Genomic DNA, 19,180 nt, shown 5'->3' with positions numbered 1-19,180 from the left:
GATGTGCCACATCGGGGTAGGACGCGGCTGTATGGAGGCTATGCATCCCCTGCACGAGGCGAAAGACGGATGAGAGGATCCTCATCCGAGTTCATCCGAAGGTCTATGCGATGCGCGTTCCCGGCGGCAGCGATCGCGCCGGTGTGCGCGTACGAGCCCAGGCACCCCACAGCAGCAGGCCCGCCAGCACCACCTGGACGGCGAGGCCCACGAACCAGCTCGGCACGGTCTCGTCGATGATCTGGCGCGGGGTGGGCTGCGTCGAGTCCAGGTACGTGCCCGGCGCACAATCGTCCCAGCGCTGTTCGAGCGACGGGGGCAGCTGCGCCGACCGCACCGACAGCTTCAGCGAGCCGAAGAGGTCGTCGGGGTAGCCGTACTCGGTGAACCGTGTGGGCGTGGCATCGCCGAGGATCACGAAGGGGTTGGCCGACAGCAGCCACCACACGTAGTCGAAGCGCGGCACGCGGTAGGTGCCGGTCTGCCACGGGCCGCAGACGAGCTTCTCCGGGGTGTCGCCGCAGAAGCGGGCACCGTCCTGACACAGCGGCGCTCCGTCGGGACCGGTCTCGTAGGAGCGGGTGATCGAGGTGCCTTCGCTGGAGACCGCGGCGCCGATCAGCCCGAACCCGAGCGGCGTTCCGACGGTCAGGGCGGCGACGACGAGGTAGGTCGTCGCGACCGAGAACAGCGGACGTGCGAGCAGGCCCGACAGCGCTACCCCGATCGCGGCGACGACGCCGGTCTCCACCACGAGCACGACGAGCGAGACGACCACGGTGAGCGGGTCGACGCCGCCCGCGAAGGTGGCGATCACCAGGAACGGCGCCGCCACGGCGGCGAAGGCCAGCCCGGTGATCCAGCCGGCGATGAACTTGCCGAGGAGGATCTCCCCCGTCGTGACGAGCGTCACCTGCACGGGAGCGAGCGTCGCGGCATCCCGGTCGCCGTTGATGCTGTTGCCGCTGAGGGTGGGCGAGACGAGCAGCACGAGCAGCAGGGTGACGCAGACGACGACGGAATAGATCCCGGGGCCGCTCTGACCCCAGCCGCCATAGGCGAGGTAGGCCAGCGCGGTCACGCCGATGAGCAGGAGCGCGAACACACCGAGCAGCACGTACCACGACACGGTGCGCACCCGCTGGAGCAGCTCCAGGCGGGCGATCGTCCACAGCCGCGTGGCGTTCATGAGCGCTCCCCCTCGAGGTCGAGGAACGTGTGTTCCAGAAGTCCTGTCGCCGCCGCGAACTCCGCGACCGGCAGACCCGCCCCGATGAGGGCGGCGAGGGCGGATGCCGCGTCGTCGTCGCTTGCGAACGAGACCAGCAGGTCGCGGCGGTCGATCGGGACGAGCGCGGCGTCCAGGCCCAGCGTCTGGGCGACCGGCAGCACCGCCGCCGTCGCATCACGGCCGGCGAGGCGGATGCGCCACGTGCGCAGACGCGTCGCCGCCGCCGCGACCCGCTCACTGCTCACCGTCGCGCCGTCGACGAGGAACACCGCCTCGTCCACGACCTCCTCGAGCTCGGAGAGGATGTGGCTGGAGATGAGGATCGTGCGCCCCTCGGCGGCGAGGCGGCGCAGCAGCACGCGCAGGTCGATGCGTGCTTGCGGGTCCAGGCCCGAGGCCGGCTCGTCCAGCAGCAGCACGCGGGGATCGTGCACGAGGGCGCGCGCGAGGCCGAGGCGCTGCTTCTGTCCGCGCGACAGCACGCGTGCCGGCGCATCGGACAGCGTCCCGAGCCCCACCTCGTCGAGCAGCCGCGCGGCGCCCGCCTGGGCCGCCGCGGCGTCCAGACCGTAGAGGCGGCCGGTCATGACGAGCGTCTCGCGGGCGGTGAGGGTCGGCCACGCGCCGAGGGCGTCGGGCATCCAGCCGAGCAGCGCGCGGGCGGCGGCGGGCTCGGCGAGCGGGTCGACGCCGCCGATGCGGATCGAACCGGCATCCGGCGCGAGCAGCGAAGCCAGCATGAGCATGAGCGTGGTCTTGCCCGAGCCGTTCGGGCCGACGAGCCCGGTGACGGCGCCCGCCCGCGCCTCCAACGAGACATCGCGCACGGCCTGCACGTGTCCGAACGACCGGCGCACTCCGGTGACGACGATGCCGGGGAGGGTCATGCCCTCACCCTATGCGAGAGCTGTGTCGCAGCTGCGAAGCGCACGGTGAACACTCAGCGGCCGAACGGAGGGCCGGTCAGCCGAAGGACGCCACCCCGAGGTCGGCATGGTCGACGAAGACACCGTCGATCCCGGCATCCCGGAGGACCGCCCACTCCGCACGGTAGTCGCCGAAGGCGGCGTCGTCCTCACCGCGGCGGAACGCGGGCGTCAGGAAGGTGTTCTCGGGACGACACGTCCAGGTGAACACGGCAAGCCCCGCCGCGTGCGCCTCGGCGACCAGCTCGGCTCCCCCCGGCGGCGACGCGCTCAGCAGCATCGCCTTGTCGACGCTGATGCCGTCCACCTCCGGCGCCAGCCGTGCCAGCCCGGCGGCGCTGACCTGGTCGCGATACGGTGTCGCCGCCTCACCGTGGGCCGCGACGAGATCGAACGGCGCACCGTCGGCCTCGACGAGGTAGACGTACGTCGCGGGGATGCCGCGCGCACGCAGCTGTCGCAGGACGGTCAGTTCGAACGACTCCACGAACAGCGGGTGCGCTCCCTCGGCCCACCCCGCGTCGCGCAGCTCGGCGGCGACCAGCGCCGCGACATCGAAGCCCCGCGCCCCGAAGAAGGTGGCGTGCTTGATCTCCAGCACGATGCCGATGTCGCGCCCCTGTTCACGTGAGGCTGTCGCGACGAGATCGAGCAGGTCGCGCAACCGCAGCGGCGGTTCCGTGTCATCGAAGGCCGCACTGCCGGGGCGCAGGTGCGGCAGTCGCTCGCGACAGCGCAGCGTCGACAGCTCCGCCCAGGTGAAGTCCTCGGTGAACCAGCCCGTCTGCGGGACGCCATCGACCGGCTTCGTCGTGCGACGGTCCGCGAACTCCGGACGGTCGGCGACGTCGGTCGTCCCCGAGATCTCGTTCTCGTGCCGGACGACGGCCACGGCATCCTTCGTGAAGACGACATCGGGCTCGACGGCATCCACTCCCATCGCCAGCGCCAGCTCATACGACGAGCGGGTGTGCTCGGGGCGGTATCCGGGGGCGCCGCGATGACCGATCACCAGCGGGCGGGCACGAGGCATGGGCCCAGGCTACCGATCGAGGCCCGTCTGAGCGCCTTCACAGCAGCAGCACAGCCGGCGCCTGACGATGCGGCGCAGCCGTCCGATAGCCTGTTATCCACAGCACCTCGCTGTGCACCCGACCGGTGCACCCTAGGGAGTGGAAAGAGACCATGGCCTCCGGCAACTTCGCATTCAACAACCCGGCGTTCCAAGAGCAGCGCCCCGGCCTCACGCCGCCTGCCGCACCGCAGCCCGGCGCCCCGACCGCCTACGCCGCGACGTCGCACCAGGTGACGGATGCCGCGGTGAACGCCCAGCTCGAGGGCGCGTTCGCCGCCCCTGCCGCCGCGTCGCACCAGACCGGCCGCATGACCGTCGAGGACACCGTCGCCAAGACGGTGGGCCTGTTCGCGATCCTCCTCGTCACGGCCGTCATCGGCTGGGTGTGGACGCTCGGCGGCGCCTTCTCGCCCACCGACGTGGCGCGCACATCGCAGATCACGATCGTGCCGTGGATCCTCGGCATGCTCGGCGGCTTCGTCCTCGCGATGGTCGTCTCCTTCACCTCCCGCAAGAAGGTCCGCCCGGCGCTGATCTTCGGCTATGCGGCCTTCGAGGGCCTGTTCGTCGGCGGCATCTCGGCCTACTTCGAGTTCATCTGGCCCGGCATCGTCATGCAGGCCACGATCGCCACCTTCGCCGTCGTCGGTGTGACCCTCGCCCTGTTCGCGAGCGGCAAGGTGCGCGCGAGCGCCCGCGCCAACAAGATCTTCCTGATCGCGATGGTCGGCTATCTCGTCTTCGGCCTCATCAACCTGGTGCTGATGTGGACGGGCATCGCGCCCGGCGCCTTCGGCCTGTACAGCGCGAAGATCGCCGGCATTCCGATCGGCCTGATCATCGGTGTGCTCGTGGTCATCATGGCCGCCTACTCGCTCGTGCAGGACTTCGACCAGATCCAGCAGGGCGTCCGCAACGGCGCGCCCCGCGAGTTCGGCTGGCTTGGCGGCTTCGGCATCATGGTGACGGTCGTCTGGCTCTACATCGAGATCCTGCGCATGATCGCGATCCTGCGCGGCAACAACTGACACACAGCGCACCCGCGCACGAAGGGCCCGTCCGGATCGCCGGACGGGCCCTTCGTCATGCGGGGATCACTCCCACTCGATGGTTCCCGGGGGCTTCGACGTGACGTCGAGCACGACCCGGTTGACCTCGCGGACCTCATTGGTGATGCGGTTGCTGATCTTGGACAGCACGTCGTAGGGCAGGCGCGTCCAGTCGGCGGTCATGGCGTCTTCGCTGGAGACCGGGCGCAGCACGATCGGATGTCCGTACGTGCGACCGTCTCCCTGCACACCGACGGAGCGCACGTCGGCCAGCAGCACGACGGGGCACTGCCAGATCTCCCCGTCGAGGCCGGCCTTGGTCAGCTCCTCGCGGGCGATGGCGTCGGCGTCACGCAGAATCTCGAGACGGTCAGCGGTGACCTCGCCCACGATGCGGATGCCGAGGCCGGGCCCCGGAAAGGGCTGACGCCCGACGATCGCTTCGGGAAGGCCGAGTTCACGGCCGATGGCGCGCACCTCGTCCTTGAACAGCGTGCGCAGCGGCTCGACGAGCTCGAACTGCAGATCCTCCGGAAGCCCGCCGACGTTGTGGTGGCTCTTGATGTTGGCCGTGCCGGCTCCGCCGCCGGATTCGACCACGTCGGGGTAGAGCGTGCCCTGCACGAGGAAGCGGATCGGCTCGCCCTCGGCGGCCGCCTCGGCGACCAGGTCGGCCTGCACCTTCTCGAAGGCCCGGATGAACTCCCGGCCGATGATCTTGCGCTTCTGCTCGGGGTCGCTGACACCGGCCAGCGCGTTCAGGAACGTGTCGCGCGCGTCGACGGTGATCAGGCGCACACCGGTGGAGGCCACGTAGTCGTTCTCGACCTGCTCGCGCTCGCCCTTGCGCAGCAGCCCGTGGTCGACGAACACGGCGACGAGCTGGTCGCCGACGGCCTTGTGCACGAGCGCCGTCGACACGGCCGAGTCCACCCCGCCCGACAGCGCGGACAGCACGCGACCGGTGCCGACCTGTGCGCGGATGCGATCGACCTGCTCGGCAATGACGTTGCCGCTGTTCCAGTCGGCCGCAAGGCCGGCCGCCTTGTGGAGGAAGTTGACCAACACGTCCTGGCCGTAGTCGGAGTGCTTGACCTCGGGGTGCCACTGCACGCCGTAGAAGCACTTCTCGGCGTTGCCGAAGGCGGCCACCGGTGTCGCGGCGGTCGAAGCGAGCACCTCGAAGCCGGCCGGTGCCGTGGCGACCTGGTCGCCGTGGCTCATCCAGACGTTCTGCTCGGCCGGCTGACCGCCGAGGAGCACTCCGCCGTCGTTCACGACGACGGCATCCGTCGCGCCGTACTCGCGCAGGCCCGTGTTGGCGACCTCGCCGCCGAGCTGCTGGGCCATCACCTGGAAGCCGTAGCAGATGCCGAGCGTCGGCACGCCGAGCTGCAGCACGCCGGGATCGAGCGAGGGCGCCCCGGGCTCGTAGACCGACGACGGCCCACCGGACAGGATGATCGCGACGGGGTTCTTGGCCTCGACCTCGGCGGCGGTGACGGTGTGCGGCACGAGCTCGCTGTACACACCGGCCTCACGCACCCGACGCGCGATGAGCTGCGCGTACTGGGCTCCGAAATCGACGACGAGGACGGGACGCTGAGCGGTCTCGGTCTGGGTGGTCACCGGCTGCCTTCCGTGGCGGGGATCGAGGCGGAGGATTCGTCGGCTTCGCGCTGGGCGAGGTAGGCCCGCACCTCGCGCGCGACGCGCGCCTCCATGAAGAACGACAGCAGCGGCACGATGCCGCCGAGCGCGAGCACGATGAAGCGCACGAAGCCCCAGCGCATGAGGCTCCAGACGCGGAAGCACGCGAAGAGGTAGACGACGTAGAACCAGCCGTGCGCGATGAGGATGCCGGTGGAGAGGTTGATCGCTCCCCCGGTGAGGTCGGCGCCGCCGTCGAGGGCAACGGGGTGCAGCCACAGCGCTCCCCCGGACCCGCCCGCGAACAGCTCGTAGCCGAACGCGTACTTCACGATCATCTCGGCGCACAGCGACAGGAGCATCACACCCGTGATCACCGAGGCGATCTGGTAGAACCTGAGCGCCCCGCGGATCGCCGGAAAACTGGCGAGTTTGGGCTGAGGCATGCCGTCAAGTCTAGTCGGCGTGCGCGGCCGCTCCGGCGGCCTGCGCCTCCTCCAGCGCCTCGACCTCCTTCTCCCACGCGTCGCGTGCGAGCCGGTACCACATGTAGAACGCGAAGCCCGCGAAGATGGCCCATTCGACGGCGTAGAAGATGTTCAGCCAGTTGACGCTGGAGCCCTCCGCCGGCGCCGGCGAGTCGATCGCGACGAGCCCGCCCACGAGGGGTTCGCCGGCGTCGGCGACGAGGTAGGAGCGGTACACCGACAGCTCCTCGGTGTCATGCCACCAGCTCAGCAGCGCGGCCGGCGACATCCGCGTCATCTCGGTGTCCGCGGCCCCGCGCGGGGGCGCGACGGGACCCTCGTCGGCGATCAGCCGACCGGTGAGCGTGAGCGCGCCGCCGGGGTCGGCGTTGAGAGTGGATGCCGCGGCATCCGCGACCGCACGGTCGGCGCTCCAGCCAACGGCGACGGCCAGGGAGGTCGGCGTCGCCGCGTCGGTGCGCAGCTGCCCGGTGACCCAGTACCCCTGCTGACCGTCGTTGAAGCGCGAGGAGACCACGAGGAAATCGCCGGGGACGAACGATCCGGCGACCTCGACACGCTGACCGACCAGCGGCTCGGGCAGGTAGGCGCCGGGCGCGGTCACGTCGGCGATCGGGCGCACCTGTTCGGTGGCGCCGGGCGCCGGCGGCGAGGTGTCGATGGCGCGGCCCAGCTGCCACTGGCCGAGCCAGGCGAACACCGCCGCGACGACGAGGGCGAACACGAGCATGCCGAGCCACCAGGGGCGCAGCATGACCTCGCGCAGCGTCGGCGGGAACGGCTCCGCGGTCATCGACCTGCCATGTAGGGCGCGACGACGACCTCGACGCGCTGGAACTCCTTGAGGTCGGAGTACCCGGTGGTGGCCATCGACTTCTTCAGCGCGCCGATGAGGTTCGCGGTGCCGTCGGCGACCGGGGCGGGGCCGTAGAGGATCTCCTCCAGCGGCGCGACCTGCCCGACCTCCACGCGCTTGCCGCGCGGCAGCTTCGGGTGGTGCGCCTCGGGGCCCCAGTGGTAACCGCGGCCGGGCGCGTCGGTCGCGCGCGCGAGCGCGACGCCCAGCATGACGGCATCCGCGCCCATCGCCAGCGCCTTGACGATGTCGCCCGACGTGCCGACGCCACCGTCGGCGATGACGTGCACGTAGCGGCCTCCCGACTCGTCGAGGTAGTCGCGGCGCGCGCCGGCGACGTCGGCGACGGCCGTCGCCATCGGTGCATGGATGCCGAGGGTCGCACGGGTCGTCGAGGCCGCCCCGCCGCCGAAGCCGACGAGCACTCCGGCCGCGCCGGTGCGCATGAGATGCAGCGCCGCGGTGTAGGTGGAGGCGCCGCCGACGATGACGGGCACGTCGAGGTCGTAGATGAACTTCTTGAGGTTCAGGGGCGCGTCGACGCTCGAGACGTGCTCGGCCGACACCGTGGTCCCGCGGATGACGAAGAGGTCGACACCGGCGGCGACGACGGTCTCGTACAGCTCCTGCGTGCGCTGAGGCGTGAGGGATCCGGCGACCGTGACCCCCGCCTCGCGGATCTCGGCGAGGCGGTCGCGCACGAGCTCGGGCTTGATGGGCTCGGCGTACAGCTCCTGCATCCGACGGGTCGCCTCCGATGCCGGCAGAGAGGCGATCTCGGCGAGCAGCGGTTCGGGGTCGTCATAGCGGGTCCACACGCCCTCGAGGTCGAGCACGCCGAGTCCGCCGAGCTGGCCGAGCATGACGGCGGTACGCGGACTCATGACGGAGTCCATCGGCGCCCCCAGCACCGGGATCTCGAAGCCGAAGGCATCGATCGACCAGGCGGTCGAGACGTCTTCGGGGTTGCGGGTGCGCCGCGAAGGCACGACCGCGATGTCGTCGAACGCGTAGGCACGGCGGGCGCGCTTGGCGCGGCCGAGCTCGATCTCCATGGTCACCCCCTCAGCCTACTCGCGGAGCCCGCCCTCACCCTCCGGCGTCGGCGCGGCAGGATGGGAGCACCGGGAGAAGGGATGCCATGTCGGAACGCATCATCGTCGTGGGCGGCGGAGTCATGGGGTTGGCGACCGCGTGGCAGCTGGTGCGCCGCGGCGAGCGCCCGATCGTGCTGGAGCGGTTCGCCCGCGGCCACCACGAGGGCGCCTCGCACGGCGAGACCCGCAACTTCAACAATGCGTACGGCGACGCCCACTACCTCGACCTGCTCGTCCGCGCGCGCGAGGGCTGGGACGCGCTCGGCACGGTGGAGGGCGAACCGCTGCTGCGACTGCACGGGCTCGTCTCGCACGGGTCGGGACTCGCGCTCGGCAGTGCGACGGCGCGCGATCTGCCGGCGATCGCGAGCGAGCTGGCTTCCCGCGGCATCCCGGCGGAGATCCTCGACGGCGCGACGGCCGGCCGGCGCTGGCCGGGGATGCGCTTCGAGGACACGGTGCTGTTCTCGCCCGACGCCGGCGTCGCCCGGGCGGCGGCGACCCTGCGCGAGCTCGAGCGCCGCATCGTCGCCGGCGGCGGCGAGGTGCGGTGGAACACGCGGGTGCGCGCGGTCGCGGTCGCGCCCGATGCCGACGGCGCGACCGTGGTGACGGACGCCGAGACGCTGCGCGCCGACGTGCTCGTCGTGACCGTGGGCGCCTGGACCTCGGGGCTTCTCGCCGACCTCGGCATCCCCCTCCCGCCGCTGCGGGTGACGGAGGAGACGCCGGCGCATTTCACGGCGACCTCCACGGACCCCTGGCCCTCGTTCAACCATTTCGTCGCTCCGGGCTCGCAGCCGGCGAACGTCTACGGCATGCCGACGCCCGGCGAGGGCGTGAAGGTCGGCTTCCACGGCATCGGCGACGAGGTCGATCCCGACCGGCGCCCGCACCGGCCGGTGCTCCAGCGCGAGCTGCGCGACTACGTCCGCGAGTGGTTCCCCGGCCTCGACGCCGACACCGCCGTGCCGATCTCCTGCACCTATACGACGACACCGACCGAGGCGTTCGTGCTCGACCGGGTCGGACCGGTGGTGGTGGGCGCCGGATTCTCGGGGCAGGGCTTCAAGTTCGCGCCGGGGGTGGGGGCCACCCTCGCGGATCTCGTGCTCGATGCCGACGCGCGCGCGGCCGAGCCGTTCCGTCTGCCGGGCGCCTGACCGACGACCGCGGGCGCGCCCCTATCGCGCCCGCGGCACCCGGGTCTCGTCCCAGACCGGCTCATCGGACTCGACGACCCGACCGTCCGCGCCGAAGACCAGGAAGCGATCGAAGGAACGCGCGAACCAGCGATCGTGCGTGACCGCCAGCACCGTGCCCTCGAACCGGCCGAGCGCCTCTTCGAGCGCCTCCGCCGACACGAGGTCGAGGTTGTCGGTGGGCTCGTCCAGCAGCAGCAGCGTCGCGCCCGACAGCTCCAGCAGCAGCACCTGGAAGCGCGCCTGCTGCCCGCCCGACAGGCTGTCGAAGCCCTGCTCCGCCTGACGGACCAGGCCGTAGCGGTCGAGCGCCGAGCTGGCGGCATCGCGCGGCATCCCGGATCTGCGGTCGTCGCCGCGGTGGAGGATGTCGAGGAGCGAGCGCCCGACGTACTCGGGATGGCGGTGCGTCTGGGCGAACCACCCGGGCCGCACACGGGCGCCGAGCACCGCGCGCCCGCTGTGGGCGACCGGCTCGAGCGCGGCGCCGACCTCGGTGACGTGGCCGAGGAGAGCGTCGGGATCGGTGCCGCCGCGAGCCAGCAGCCGCAGGAAGTGGGACTTGCCCGACCCGTTCGAGCCGAGCACGGCGATGCGATCGCCGAACCAGACCTCCAGGTCGAACGGCTTCATCAAGCCCGTCAGCTCCAGCTGCTCGGCGACGACCGCGCGCTTGCCGGTGCGCGCTCCGCGCAGGCGCAGATCGAGGTTCTGCGCGGGCGGACGCTCTTCGGGCGGGCCGGCGTCTTCGAAACGACGAAGCCGAGTCTGGGCGGCACGGTAACGGGAGGCGAACTCGTCACTGGCGGCCGCCTTCGCCTTCATGTCGGCGACGAACCGCTGCAGTTTGAGGTGCTGCTCATCCCACCGGCGGCGCAGCTCGTCGAGTCGGGCCATCCGGTCTTCGCGCGCGGCGTGATAGCCGTCGAAGCCGCCGCCGTGCACCCAGGCACTGCTGCCCGCGCCGCCCGGCTCCAACGTCACGATGCGGTCGGCGGCACGCGCCAGCAGCTCGCGGTCGTGGGACACGAGCAGCACGGTCTTCGGGGTCTCGCGCAGACGCTCTTCGAGCCAGCGCTTGCCGGGCACATCGAGGTAGTTGTCGGGCTCGTCGAGCAGCAGCACCTCGTCGGGTCCGCGCAGCAACGCTTCGAGCGCGAGACGCTTCTGCTCGCCGCCCGAGAGGCTGGTCAACGCGCGGAAGCGGGCACGGGCGAAGGGGATGCCGAGAGCCGCGATCGTGCAGGTGTCCCAGACGGTCTCGTACTCGTAGCCGCCCGCCTCGGCGTAGTCCGCGAGGGCACTCGCGTAGCGCATCTGCGTGTCGAGATCGTCGCGGTCGATGATGGCGGCCTCGGCATCCTCGAGCTCGCGTGCGGCGGCACCGACGCGCGCCGGGGCGACCGAGACGAGCAGATCGTGGATGGACTGCTCCGCCGTGCCGTGACCGACGAACTGGTCCATGACACCCAGTCCGCCGTCGATCGTGACGACGCCGGACTGCGGGGCGAGCTCACCGCGAATGAGGCGCAGGAGCGTGGTCTTGCCGGCCCCGTTGGGGCCGATGAGGGCCGTCGTCTTGCCGTCGGCCACCCGGAACGTCACCTCGTCGAGAAGCGGTCGGCCGTCCGGCAGCACGAAGGAGACGGCGGCGATGTCGATGTAGCCCACAGCGGGTCCTTCCGCCCTCGCCGCGGTGCGGGCGCAGAGCCGACCAGCCTAACCGGTCGCGGCCCGCCCGCGCGAACCGGTCACGCCGCTCCGGCGCGAGCCCGGTTCACGAACCCCGCAGAAGGTGACGAACTCCGCACCCGATAACGCGACTGGGTGCGGAGTTCGTGCGAATCTGCGGAGTTCGTGACACCACGGATGCCGCGGCCGCGGATGCGGCGGGCCGCGCTCAGCGCTTGTAGTTGGGCGCCTCGACGACGATCTGCACGTCGTGCGGGTGGCTCTCCTTGAGCCCGGCCGCGGTGATGCGGACGAACTTGCCGCGCGCCTTCAGCTCCTCGATGGTGCGGGCGCCGACGTAGAACATCGACTGCCGCAGGCCGCCGACGAGCTGGTAGGCCACGGCCGACACCGGGCCGCGATAGGCCACCTGACCCTCGATGCCCTCGGGGATCAGCTTGTCGTCGCTCGGGATGTCCGCTTGGAAGTAGCGGTCCTTCGAGTACGACGTCTTCTTGCCGCGGGTCTGCATCGCCCCGAGCGATCCCATGCCGCGGTAGAGCTTGAACTGCTTTCCGCCCTGGAAGACGATCTCACCCGGCGACTCGTCCGTGCCGGCCAGGAGCGATCCCAGCATGACGGTGTCGGCACCGGCGACGAGCGCCTTCGCGATGTCACCCGAGTACTGCAGACCGCCGTCGGCGATGACCGGGATGTCAGCCTCACGCGCCGCCTGGTAGGCCTCCCAGATCGCGGTGACCTGGGGCACGCCGACGCCCGCGACGATGCGGGTGGTGCAGATCGAACCCGGGCCGACGCCGACCTTGACGGCATCCACGCCCGCCTCGATGAGCGCCTGTGCGCCCTCCCGGGTCGCGACGTTGCCGCCGATGACGTCGATGTGCGCGAACGACTCATCGGCCTTGAGGCGACGGACCATGTCGATGACACCCTGAGACTGCCCGTTGGCGGTATCGACGACGATGACGTCGACACCCGCGTCGCGCAGGGCCTCGGCGCGCTCCCACGCGTCGCCGAAGAAGCCGATCGCCGCACCGACGCGCAGGCGCCCCTGGTCGTCCTTCGTCGCCAGCGGGTACTTCTCGCTCTTGTCGAAGTCCTTGATCGTGATGAGGCCCGCCAGCTTGCCGTCATCGTCGATGAGCGGCAGCTTCTCGACGCGGTGCTGCGCGAACAGGGCGATGACCTCGTTGGCGCCGATGCCGACGCGACCGGTCACGAGGCCCTCGCTGGTCATGACGTCGCGAACCTTCGTCGTCTGGCGCTCGAAGCCCGAGACGAAGCGCATGTCGCGGTTGGTGATGATGCCCAGCAGTCGCCCCTCGTCGTCGACAACGGGAAGACCCGAGATGCGGTACTGGCCGCAGAGCGTGTCGACCTCTTCGATCGTCGCGTCCGGAGTGGTCGTGATCGGGTCGGTGATCATGCCCGACTCGCTGCGCTTGACCTGGTCGACCATCGCGGCCTGCTCGGCGATGGCGAGATTGCGATGCAGGATGCCGAGTCCACCCTCGCGAGCCATGGCGATGGCCATCCGCGCCTCGCTGACGGTGTCCATCGCCGCCGACAGCAGCGGGGTGGCGACCGTGATGCGGCGGGTGACCCGCGACGACGTGTCGGCCTCGGAGGGGATGACGTCGGTGTGCCCCGGCAGCAGGAGCACGTCGTCATAGGTCAATCCGACGAAACCGAACGGGTCGTTGTGCTCCACGTGCTCTCCTGTGTCTGGCATGTGCGGCGCGCGCGGGTCGCGTGTGTATCGCGCGCGCGAAAGGCGGGTGTACCGATTGTAAGTCGCGGCGACCTCCGCGCATTCCGCGGATACTCCCGGCCCGTCCGGCGCGCGGCTCGCCCCGGACATCTCGATACGTTCACGTGAACGTTTCGCCTCTTGACGCGGGGCGGCATCTGAGGGAGCGTTTCTCCACGCGACGATGCGCACCCCGACGAAGCTCCAACGACGGAGCGACGACGTTCTTGTGCGAAACACGCGCGACACATCCGGGTCGTAGCCTCGACCCACCAACGAGCGACCGTCCGGATGGCCGCCGTCGATTTCAGAGTGGAGTGCCATGCTCGTGTCCTCAGCGAGACTCGGGGTCCATCCGCGACGACGAGTCGCCCTCCTCGTCTCCCTTCTGTTCGCCGCGATCACGCTGCTGGCGGTGCTGCTGCCGGCACAGCCCGCTGCAGCCGCTGCGGCATCGTGCTCCGCCGATGCGTCCACGGCGTGCGTGCAGGGCACGATCCGCCAGAGCGACGGCTCACCCGCGGTGGGTGTGGGACTGACGATCTCCGGCCCCGGCGTCGGCGCCAGCCCGACCACGACGACCGACAGCGCCGGACGGTGGGTGTTCGCCGTCACGAAGGACGGCACCTACACGGTGAAGGTGGATGCCGCGACTCTTGTCCAGGGCCAGTACCTCGACGGCGCCGACTCGCGCGAGGTCAGCGTGACGCTGCACTCCGACGTCTCGGCGATCTTCAAGCTCTCCGACAGCCCGGACGGCGCCGCCGCCAGCGCGAGCGCGTTCGACTGGCCGCGGTTCTGGCAGCAAGCGGTGCAGGGCATCCGCCTGGGCCTGCTTCTGGCACTCGCCTCGCTGGGGCTGTCGCTCATCTTCGGCACCACCGGCCTCAGCAACTTCGCCCACGGCGAGCTCGTCACCATCGGCGGTGTGCTCGCCTGGTTCCTCACCTCCCTCACCGGCAACCTCTGGCTCGGCGGCGGCCTCGCCGTCGTCGTGATGGCGGCGCTGGGATGGGTGCAGGATGCCGCGCTGTGGAAGCCGTTGCGGCGGCGCCGGCTGAGCCTGACCCAGATGATGATCGTGTCGATCGGCCTGTCGATCGCCCTGCAGTACGTCGTGCAGCTGTGGATCGGCGCGGGAACGGTGCGCATCGACAAGTCGAACCCGGCGACGGTGACGATCCTCGGCGTCACCCTGACCATCCAGTCGTACGTCGCGATGGGAATCGCGATCGTCGCCATCGCGGCGGTCGGGCTCGGCCTGATGTACACGCGCTTCGGTCGCGCCACGCGCGCGGTCTCCGACAACCCGGCGCTGGCCTCGGCATCCGGCATCGACGTCGACAAGGTGATCCGTGGCGTGTGGATCCTCGCCTCGGGCCTCGCGGGCTTGGCCGGCGTGCTGCTCGGCCTCGTCCTCAACGGCATCGGCTGGGAGACCGGCGGACAACTGCTGCTGCTGCTGTTCGCAGCCGTCACCCTCGGCGGGCTCGGCACCGCGTTCGGCGCGTTCGCCGGTGCGATGGTCATCGGCCTCATCGTCGAACTCACGAACATCTGGCTGCCGGGCGATCTGAAGTACGCCACGGCGCTCGCACTGCTCATCGTCATCCTGCTGTTCCGGCCGCAGGGCATCTTCGGCCGCGCCGAGCGAGTCGGCTAAGGAGAGGGCCATGGACTTCTGGATCACGCTGCTGCAGCAGCTCACCGAGACCGCGATCGCGCCGATCACCGCCGCGTACGTCATCGCGGCGATCGGCCTCAACATCCACTTCGGATACACGGGGCTCATGAACATGGGGCAGGCGGGCTTCATGCTCCTCGGCGCCTACGGGTTCGCGATCACCGTCATCAACGGCGGCGGCTTCTGGTTGGGGGTTCTCGTCGCGATCGTGGCGTGTGTCGTCTTCGCCTTCGTGCTCGGCATCCCGACCCTGCGACTGCGCGGCGACTACCTCGCGATCGTCACGATCTGTGCGGCCGAGATCGTGCGCATGGTCGGACGCCTGTCCGCTCTCGCCGACGTGACCGGCGGGTCGACGGGCCTCGTCGGACCCGAATACCGCGGGGCGTTCACGAGCCTGTCGATCCTGCCTCCGGGCACCACGCAGATCCTGTGGTTCTCCTACCCCAACACCGACCCGGGGTCGGGCAACGACTGGTGGACGCGCCTGGTCGCGTGGACCCTCGTCGCCATCGCCCTGCTGTTCACCTGGCTGGCCATGCGCAGCCCGTGGGGTCGCGTGCTCAAGGGCATCCGCGAGGACGAGGACGCCGTACGCAGCCTCGGCAAGAGCTCGTACTCCTACAAGATGCAGGCGCTCATCATCGGCGGGGTGCTCGGCGGCATCGCCGGCATCCTGGTGGTGCTGCCGGCCTCCGTGCAGCCCGACGGCTTCGGCCGCCCGCTCACGTTCAACCTGTGGACGATCATGCTGCTGGGCGGCGCCGCCACGATCTTCGGCCCGCTGCTCGGATCGATCATCTTCTTCGTCGTGCGCATCGCGATCGTGCAGATCGCCGGCGAGTACATCCCGGCGTCGATCCTCAACACGCAGCAGACGCAGTGGCTGTCGTGGGTGCTGATCGGCATCGCTCTCATGCTGCTGGTGATCTTCCGACCACAGGGCATCCTCGGCAATAAGAAGGAGTTGAGCTTCAATGCCTGACCAGACCGCCGACCGCGCCGTTCCGGTCTCGCAGGAGCCCGGCGCAATCACACAGGCCATCCGCTCCACGCTGCTGAACGTCGCGGAGACGCCCGGCTCGGCCAAGCCCGATCCCATCCTCGTGGTCGACAACATCGTGCGACGCTTCGGCGGGATGACGGCCGTCGACGTCGACCACCTCGAGGTGCAGCGCGGCGCGATCACGGCGCTGATCGGCCCGAACGGCGCCGGCAAGACCACGTTCTTCAACCTCATCACCGGCTTCGACAAGCCGTCGTCGGCGAAGAAGCTCTTCGGGGGGCCTTCGCCGGCCGAGGCTGCCAAGTGGTCGTTCGACGGACGCACGCTCGGCAACACCGCGGCATCCAAGGTGGCCCGTGCCGGCATGGTGCGCACGTTCCAGCTGACGAAGGCACTGTCGCGCATGACGGTGCTCGACAACATGCTGATCGGCGCGAAGGACAACCCCGGTGAGAACCTGGCGGTCGGCCTCGTCAAGCCGCTGTGGGGCGGCGCCGAGAAGGCGAACATCGCCAAAGCCGAGGAGCTGCTGCAGCGCTTCAAGCTCGACACCAAGCGCGACGACATGGCCGGAAGCCTCTCCGGCGGGCAGAAGAAGCTTCTCGAGATGGCTCGGGCCCTGATGAGCGATCCGAAGATGATCATGCTCGACGAGCCCATGGCCGGCGTCAACCCCGCGCTCACGCAGAGCCTGCTCGAGCACATCCAGGCGCTGCGCAACGACGGCACGACCGTGCTGTTCGTCGAGCACGACATGCACATGGTGCGCCACATCTCCGACTGGGTGGTCGTCATGGCCCAGGGCGAGGTCGTCGCCGAGGGCGATCCGGAGCGCGTCATGAAGAACCCGGCCGTGATCGACGCCTACTTGGGCGCGTATCACGACACCGATCTCGGCGACGATGCCGCCGTGAACACGGGCCTCATCACCCAGATCGAGGCCGAGGTCGAAGCCGAGGCCGAGCAGGAGGACGACCACAAATGAGCATGCCATCCGCCGCGGCTGCGCCCGAGGCACCGACGGCGACGCCGGTCGTCAAGGCCGACAGCCTCGTCGCCGGCTACCTGCCGGGCGTCAACATCCTCAACGACTGCACCCTAGAGGCGTTTCCGGGTGAGCTCGTCGGAATCATCGGCCCCAACGGCGCCGGCAAGTCGACGCTGCTGAAGGCCCTCTTCGGCCTCGTCAACGTCCGCTCCGGCGCCGTGACGCTGGAGGGCGAGGACATCACCAACCAGAAGGCCAACCAGCTGGTGCAGGCGGGGATCGGCTTCGTTCCCCAGACGAACAACGTCTTCCCCTCCCTGACGATCGAGGAGAACATGCAGATGGGCATGTTCTTGCGACCCAAGGAGTTCCAGAGCCGCGTCGCCGAGATCTGGGAGCTCTTTCCCGTGCTGGGCGAGCGTCGCAAGCAGCGCGCCGGATCGCTCTCCGGCGGCGAGCGCCAGTCGGTCGCCATGGCGCGCGCCCTCATGATGAAGCCGAAGGTGCTCCTGCTGGACGAGCCCAGCGCGGGCCTGTCCCCCGTTCGCCAGGACGAGACGTTCATCCGCACGCGGGAGATCAACAAGACCGGTGTGACCATCATCATGGTGGAGCAGAACGCCCGTCGCTGCCTGCAGATCTGCGACCGCGCGTACGTCCTCGACCAGGGCCGCAATGCCTACGAGGGCGCGGGACGCGAACTCGCGAAGGACCCGAAGGTCATCGAGCTGTACCTCGGCACGCTCGCCGCGGATGTCGAGGCGTCGCACTCGGACTGACCGCTCAGGGACAGAAGGGGCCTCGCCGTCTCGGCGAGGCCCCTTCTGCATGCGCGCGGCTTTCGATGCGGAGATGCGCAACGGATGCGGACGCCGAACGGCACGGCATCCGCGTCCGTTGACCGCGTCCGCATCTGTTGACGGCGCTGGCGACGGGAGAACGGATGCCGCGGCGGGCATATTCACCCGCCGGCTGCGCGCCGAGACACGAAGAAGGGGCGGATGCCGCGGCATCCGCCCCTTCTGTCGTGCGCAGGTGTCAGTTCACGGAGCCCTGGATGGACTTCTGGAAGACGGGAGTGTTGTTCGCGTCGAACTTGTAGATGCCGATGTAGGCGCTCGACGGGTCGTTCTGGGAGTTGAACGGACCAATGCCCGCCTTACCCGTGTAGGTGATGTCCTTGCCGCTCTTGATGAGCGCGAGGCACGAGGCGTAGTCGGAGCACTTCTCACCGTTGGTGGTGCCCGAGACCGCGGCGAGGTTCGCCTGGATCGTCGGACCGTCGGTGCCCTTGCCCTTCTCGGCGGCCAGTGCCGCGAGCACGATGGCGTCGTAGGACTCGGGAGCGTACGAGAAGTCCTTCAGGTCGGCGTTCGCGCTCTTCTTGTAGAAGTCCACGAGGCGCTGCTTGAACTCGGGGTCGGGCTGGGCGCCGGGAATGGTGCCCTGGGCGCCGGTGAGCGTGCCCGCCTCGAAGTCCTTGCTGTAGTCGGCCGTGTTGCCGTCGACGAGGTACGTCTTCGACAGATCCCAGCCCTGAGCCTTCAGCTCGGGGACGATCTGCTTGGTCTCGTCGAAGGCGAGGATCACGATCGCGTCGGGCTTGGCCGCCAGAGCCGCCGACACCTCGGAGGAGAAGGTCTTCTGACCGGGAGCGAACTCCTGGCCCTTGCCCTTGGCGCCGTAGACGACTTCGCCGCCCGCCTTGGTGACGGTGTCTTCGACGACATCGCGCAGGCCGGTGCCGTACGCGTCGTTGAAGACGATGAACGCGACCTTCTGGACGCCGTCACCGATGACGAGGTTGCCCAGCGCCGAGCCCTGCACCGTGTCCGGCGGAGCGGTGCGGAAGTAGTAGCTGGAGTAACCGGAGAGCTCGGTCGCGGTGTTCGCGGGCGAGATCTGCACCTTGCACTTCGAGACGATGGTGTCGACGAAGTTGAGGCTGACGCTCGAGGACTCGGCACCGAGCACGACCTGCGCGTCGGAGGAGGCGATCTGCGCAGCCGAGGCGGTGGAGACCGACAGGTCCGACGAGGCGCCGGAGTCGGTGATCGGGCCGACCTTGATCGGCTGGCCGAGCACGCCGCCGGCGGCGTCGATGTCTTCGACGGCGAGGCCGTAGCCGGCCTCGGCGGGCGGGTTGAGGTAGGCCAGCGAACCGGTCTGCGGCAGGATCGTCGCGAGAGTGAACGGTCCGGTCGAGGGCGTGCCGGGCGTGCAGGCGGCGGCAGGGTCCGCCGACCCCGTCGAGGTTGCCGTGGGAGCCGACGTGGTGCCGCCTCCGCCCGAGCTGGAGCACCCTGCGAGGGCGAGCGACGCGGCGCCCGCGAGCGCAAACGCGGCGATGAGCGCCTTGTTGCGATGAACCATGGGTTCTTCCCTTTCTTCGATGACATCGCGCGGCGCACGGGCTCCGCGGTCTGGCTTGAACGCTAAACCTGCTGTGTCACCAGGATGTTTCGCGCACGCATCGAAGAGAAGCA

16 protein-coding genes are annotated in these 19,180 nt (G+C 69.8%); 6 read left to right on the top strand and 10 right to left on the bottom strand.

The annotated features are described in order from the left end of the window. Window positions 1-103: 103 nt before the first annotated feature. The 3 genes from CEP17_RS12630 to CEP17_RS12620 form a co-directional block, all read right to left on the bottom strand. Window positions 104-1,189 (bottom strand): ABC transporter permease, encoded by a 1,086-nt coding sequence (locus tag CEP17_RS12630; RefSeq protein ID WP_112932475.1) that lies wholly within the window; start codon window positions 1,187-1,189, stop codon window positions 104-106. After that, entirely contained in the window at window positions 1,186-2,118 is a 933-nt protein-coding gene (locus CEP17_RS12625) for an ABC transporter ATP-binding protein (protein WP_112932474.1), read from the bottom strand. The genes CEP17_RS12630 and CEP17_RS12625 overlap by 4 nt, the downstream gene beginning before the upstream one ends. Window positions 2,119-2,194: 76 nt before the next feature. Next, on the bottom strand, window positions 2,195-3,190 hold the full coding sequence (locus CEP17_RS12620; RefSeq protein ID WP_112932473.1) for a glycerophosphodiester phosphodiesterase family protein: 996 nt from the start codon (window positions 3,188-3,190) through the stop codon (window positions 2,195-2,197). 152 nt (window positions 3,191-3,342) lie between these two features. Here CEP17_RS12620 and CEP17_RS12615 point away from each other — a divergent pair, with 152 nt between their 5' ends. Next, the gene (locus CEP17_RS12615) at window positions 3,343-4,260 is read left to right on the top strand and encodes a Bax inhibitor-1/YccA family protein (RefSeq protein WP_036318290.1); all 918 of its coding nucleotides are present in this window, start codon (window positions 3,343-3,345) and stop codon (window positions 4,258-4,260) included. Between the two features lie 66 nt (window positions 4,261-4,326). On the opposite strand, the gene guaA is transcribed toward CEP17_RS12615, so the two are convergent. The 4 genes from guaA to CEP17_RS12595 are packed head-to-tail and all read right to left on the bottom strand — an operon-like array spanning window position 4,327 to window position 8,330. Beyond that, window positions 4,327-5,910 carry a glutamine-hydrolyzing GMP synthase gene (gene guaA / locus CEP17_RS12610; protein WP_112932472.1) on the bottom strand — a complete coding sequence of 528 codons (1,584 nt, stop codon included), beginning with the start codon at window positions 5,908-5,910 and terminating at the stop codon, window positions 4,327-4,329. Beyond that, window positions 5,907-6,377, bottom strand: a complete 471-nt coding sequence (locus tag CEP17_RS12605; protein WP_036318291.1) for a DUF3817 domain-containing protein — start codon at window positions 6,375-6,377, stop codon at window positions 5,907-5,909. The genes guaA and CEP17_RS12605 overlap by 4 nt, the downstream gene beginning before the upstream one ends. Window positions 6,378-6,387: 10 nt before the next feature. Next, window positions 6,388-7,212 carry an SURF1 family cytochrome oxidase biogenesis protein gene (locus CEP17_RS12600; protein WP_112932471.1) on the bottom strand — a complete coding sequence of 275 codons (825 nt, stop codon included), beginning with the start codon at window positions 7,210-7,212 and terminating at the stop codon, window positions 6,388-6,390. After that, a complete protein-coding gene (locus tag CEP17_RS12595) occupies window positions 7,209-8,330 on the bottom strand; it encodes a GuaB3 family IMP dehydrogenase-related protein (protein ID WP_016463524.1) in 1,122 nt (373 codons plus the stop codon). Before CEP17_RS12595 ends, CEP17_RS12600 begins: the two co-directional genes overlap by 4 nt. Window positions 8,331-8,416: 86 nt before the next feature. On the opposite strand from CEP17_RS12595, the gene CEP17_RS12590 reads away from it, so the two are divergent. Beyond that, window positions 8,417-9,535: an FAD-dependent oxidoreductase gene (locus CEP17_RS12590; protein ID WP_112932470.1), complete on the top strand. Its 1,119-nt coding sequence runs from the start codon at window positions 8,417-8,419 to the stop codon at window positions 9,533-9,535. A 21-nt stretch (window positions 9,536-9,556) separates the two neighbouring features. On the opposite strand, the gene CEP17_RS12585 is transcribed toward CEP17_RS12590, so the two are convergent. Next, complete coding sequence (locus tag CEP17_RS12585; RefSeq protein WP_112932469.1) at window positions 9,557-11,245, bottom strand: ATP-binding cassette domain-containing protein; 1,689 nt, start codon at window positions 11,243-11,245, stop codon at window positions 9,557-9,559. Between the two features lie 229 nt (window positions 11,246-11,474). Beyond that, window positions 11,475-12,977, bottom strand: coding sequence for an IMP dehydrogenase (gene guaB / locus CEP17_RS12580; RefSeq protein ID WP_039413362.1), 1,503 nt, complete (start codon window positions 12,975-12,977; stop codon window positions 11,475-11,477). A 361-nt stretch (window positions 12,978-13,338) separates the two neighbouring features. On the opposite strand from guaB, the gene CEP17_RS12575 reads away from it, so the two are divergent. From CEP17_RS12575 to CEP17_RS12560, 4 genes are read left to right on the top strand one after another with little or no spacing between them, the layout of a single operon-like run. Beyond that, window positions 13,339-14,679: a branched-chain amino acid ABC transporter permease gene (locus tag CEP17_RS12575; protein WP_112932468.1), complete on the top strand. Its 1,341-nt coding sequence runs from the start codon at window positions 13,339-13,341 to the stop codon at window positions 14,677-14,679. 10 nt (window positions 14,680-14,689) lie between these two features. Further along, window positions 14,690-15,685, top strand: a complete 996-nt coding sequence (locus CEP17_RS12570) for a branched-chain amino acid ABC transporter permease (RefSeq protein WP_036322111.1) — start codon at window positions 14,690-14,692, stop codon at window positions 15,683-15,685. Next, on the top strand, window positions 15,678-16,691 hold the full coding sequence (locus CEP17_RS12565; protein WP_112932467.1) for an ABC transporter ATP-binding protein: 1,014 nt from the start codon (window positions 15,678-15,680) through the stop codon (window positions 16,689-16,691). The genes CEP17_RS12570 and CEP17_RS12565 overlap by 8 nt, the downstream gene beginning before the upstream one ends. Further along, window positions 16,688-17,473: an ABC transporter ATP-binding protein gene (locus CEP17_RS12560; protein ID WP_005050387.1), complete on the top strand. Its 786-nt coding sequence runs from the start codon at window positions 16,688-16,690 to the stop codon at window positions 17,471-17,473. Before CEP17_RS12565 ends, CEP17_RS12560 begins: the two co-directional genes overlap by 4 nt. A 259-nt stretch (window positions 17,474-17,732) precedes the next feature. Here CEP17_RS12560 and CEP17_RS12555 read toward each other — a convergent pair whose 3' ends face one another. Then, window positions 17,733-19,067, bottom strand: a complete 1,335-nt coding sequence (locus tag CEP17_RS12555; RefSeq protein ID WP_112932466.1) for an ABC transporter substrate-binding protein — start codon at window positions 19,065-19,067, stop codon at window positions 17,733-17,735. Window positions 19,068-19,180 lie beyond the last annotated feature (113 nt).

Source organism: Microbacterium sp. PM5, assembly GCF_003293595.1.
In the GTDB taxonomy this organism is placed as follows: domain Bacteria; phylum Actinomycetota; class Actinomycetes; order Actinomycetales; family Microbacteriaceae; genus Microbacterium.
The sequence above is the reverse complement of the archived record's forward strand: the minus strand, read 5'-3'. Positions and strand labels throughout refer to the sequence as shown.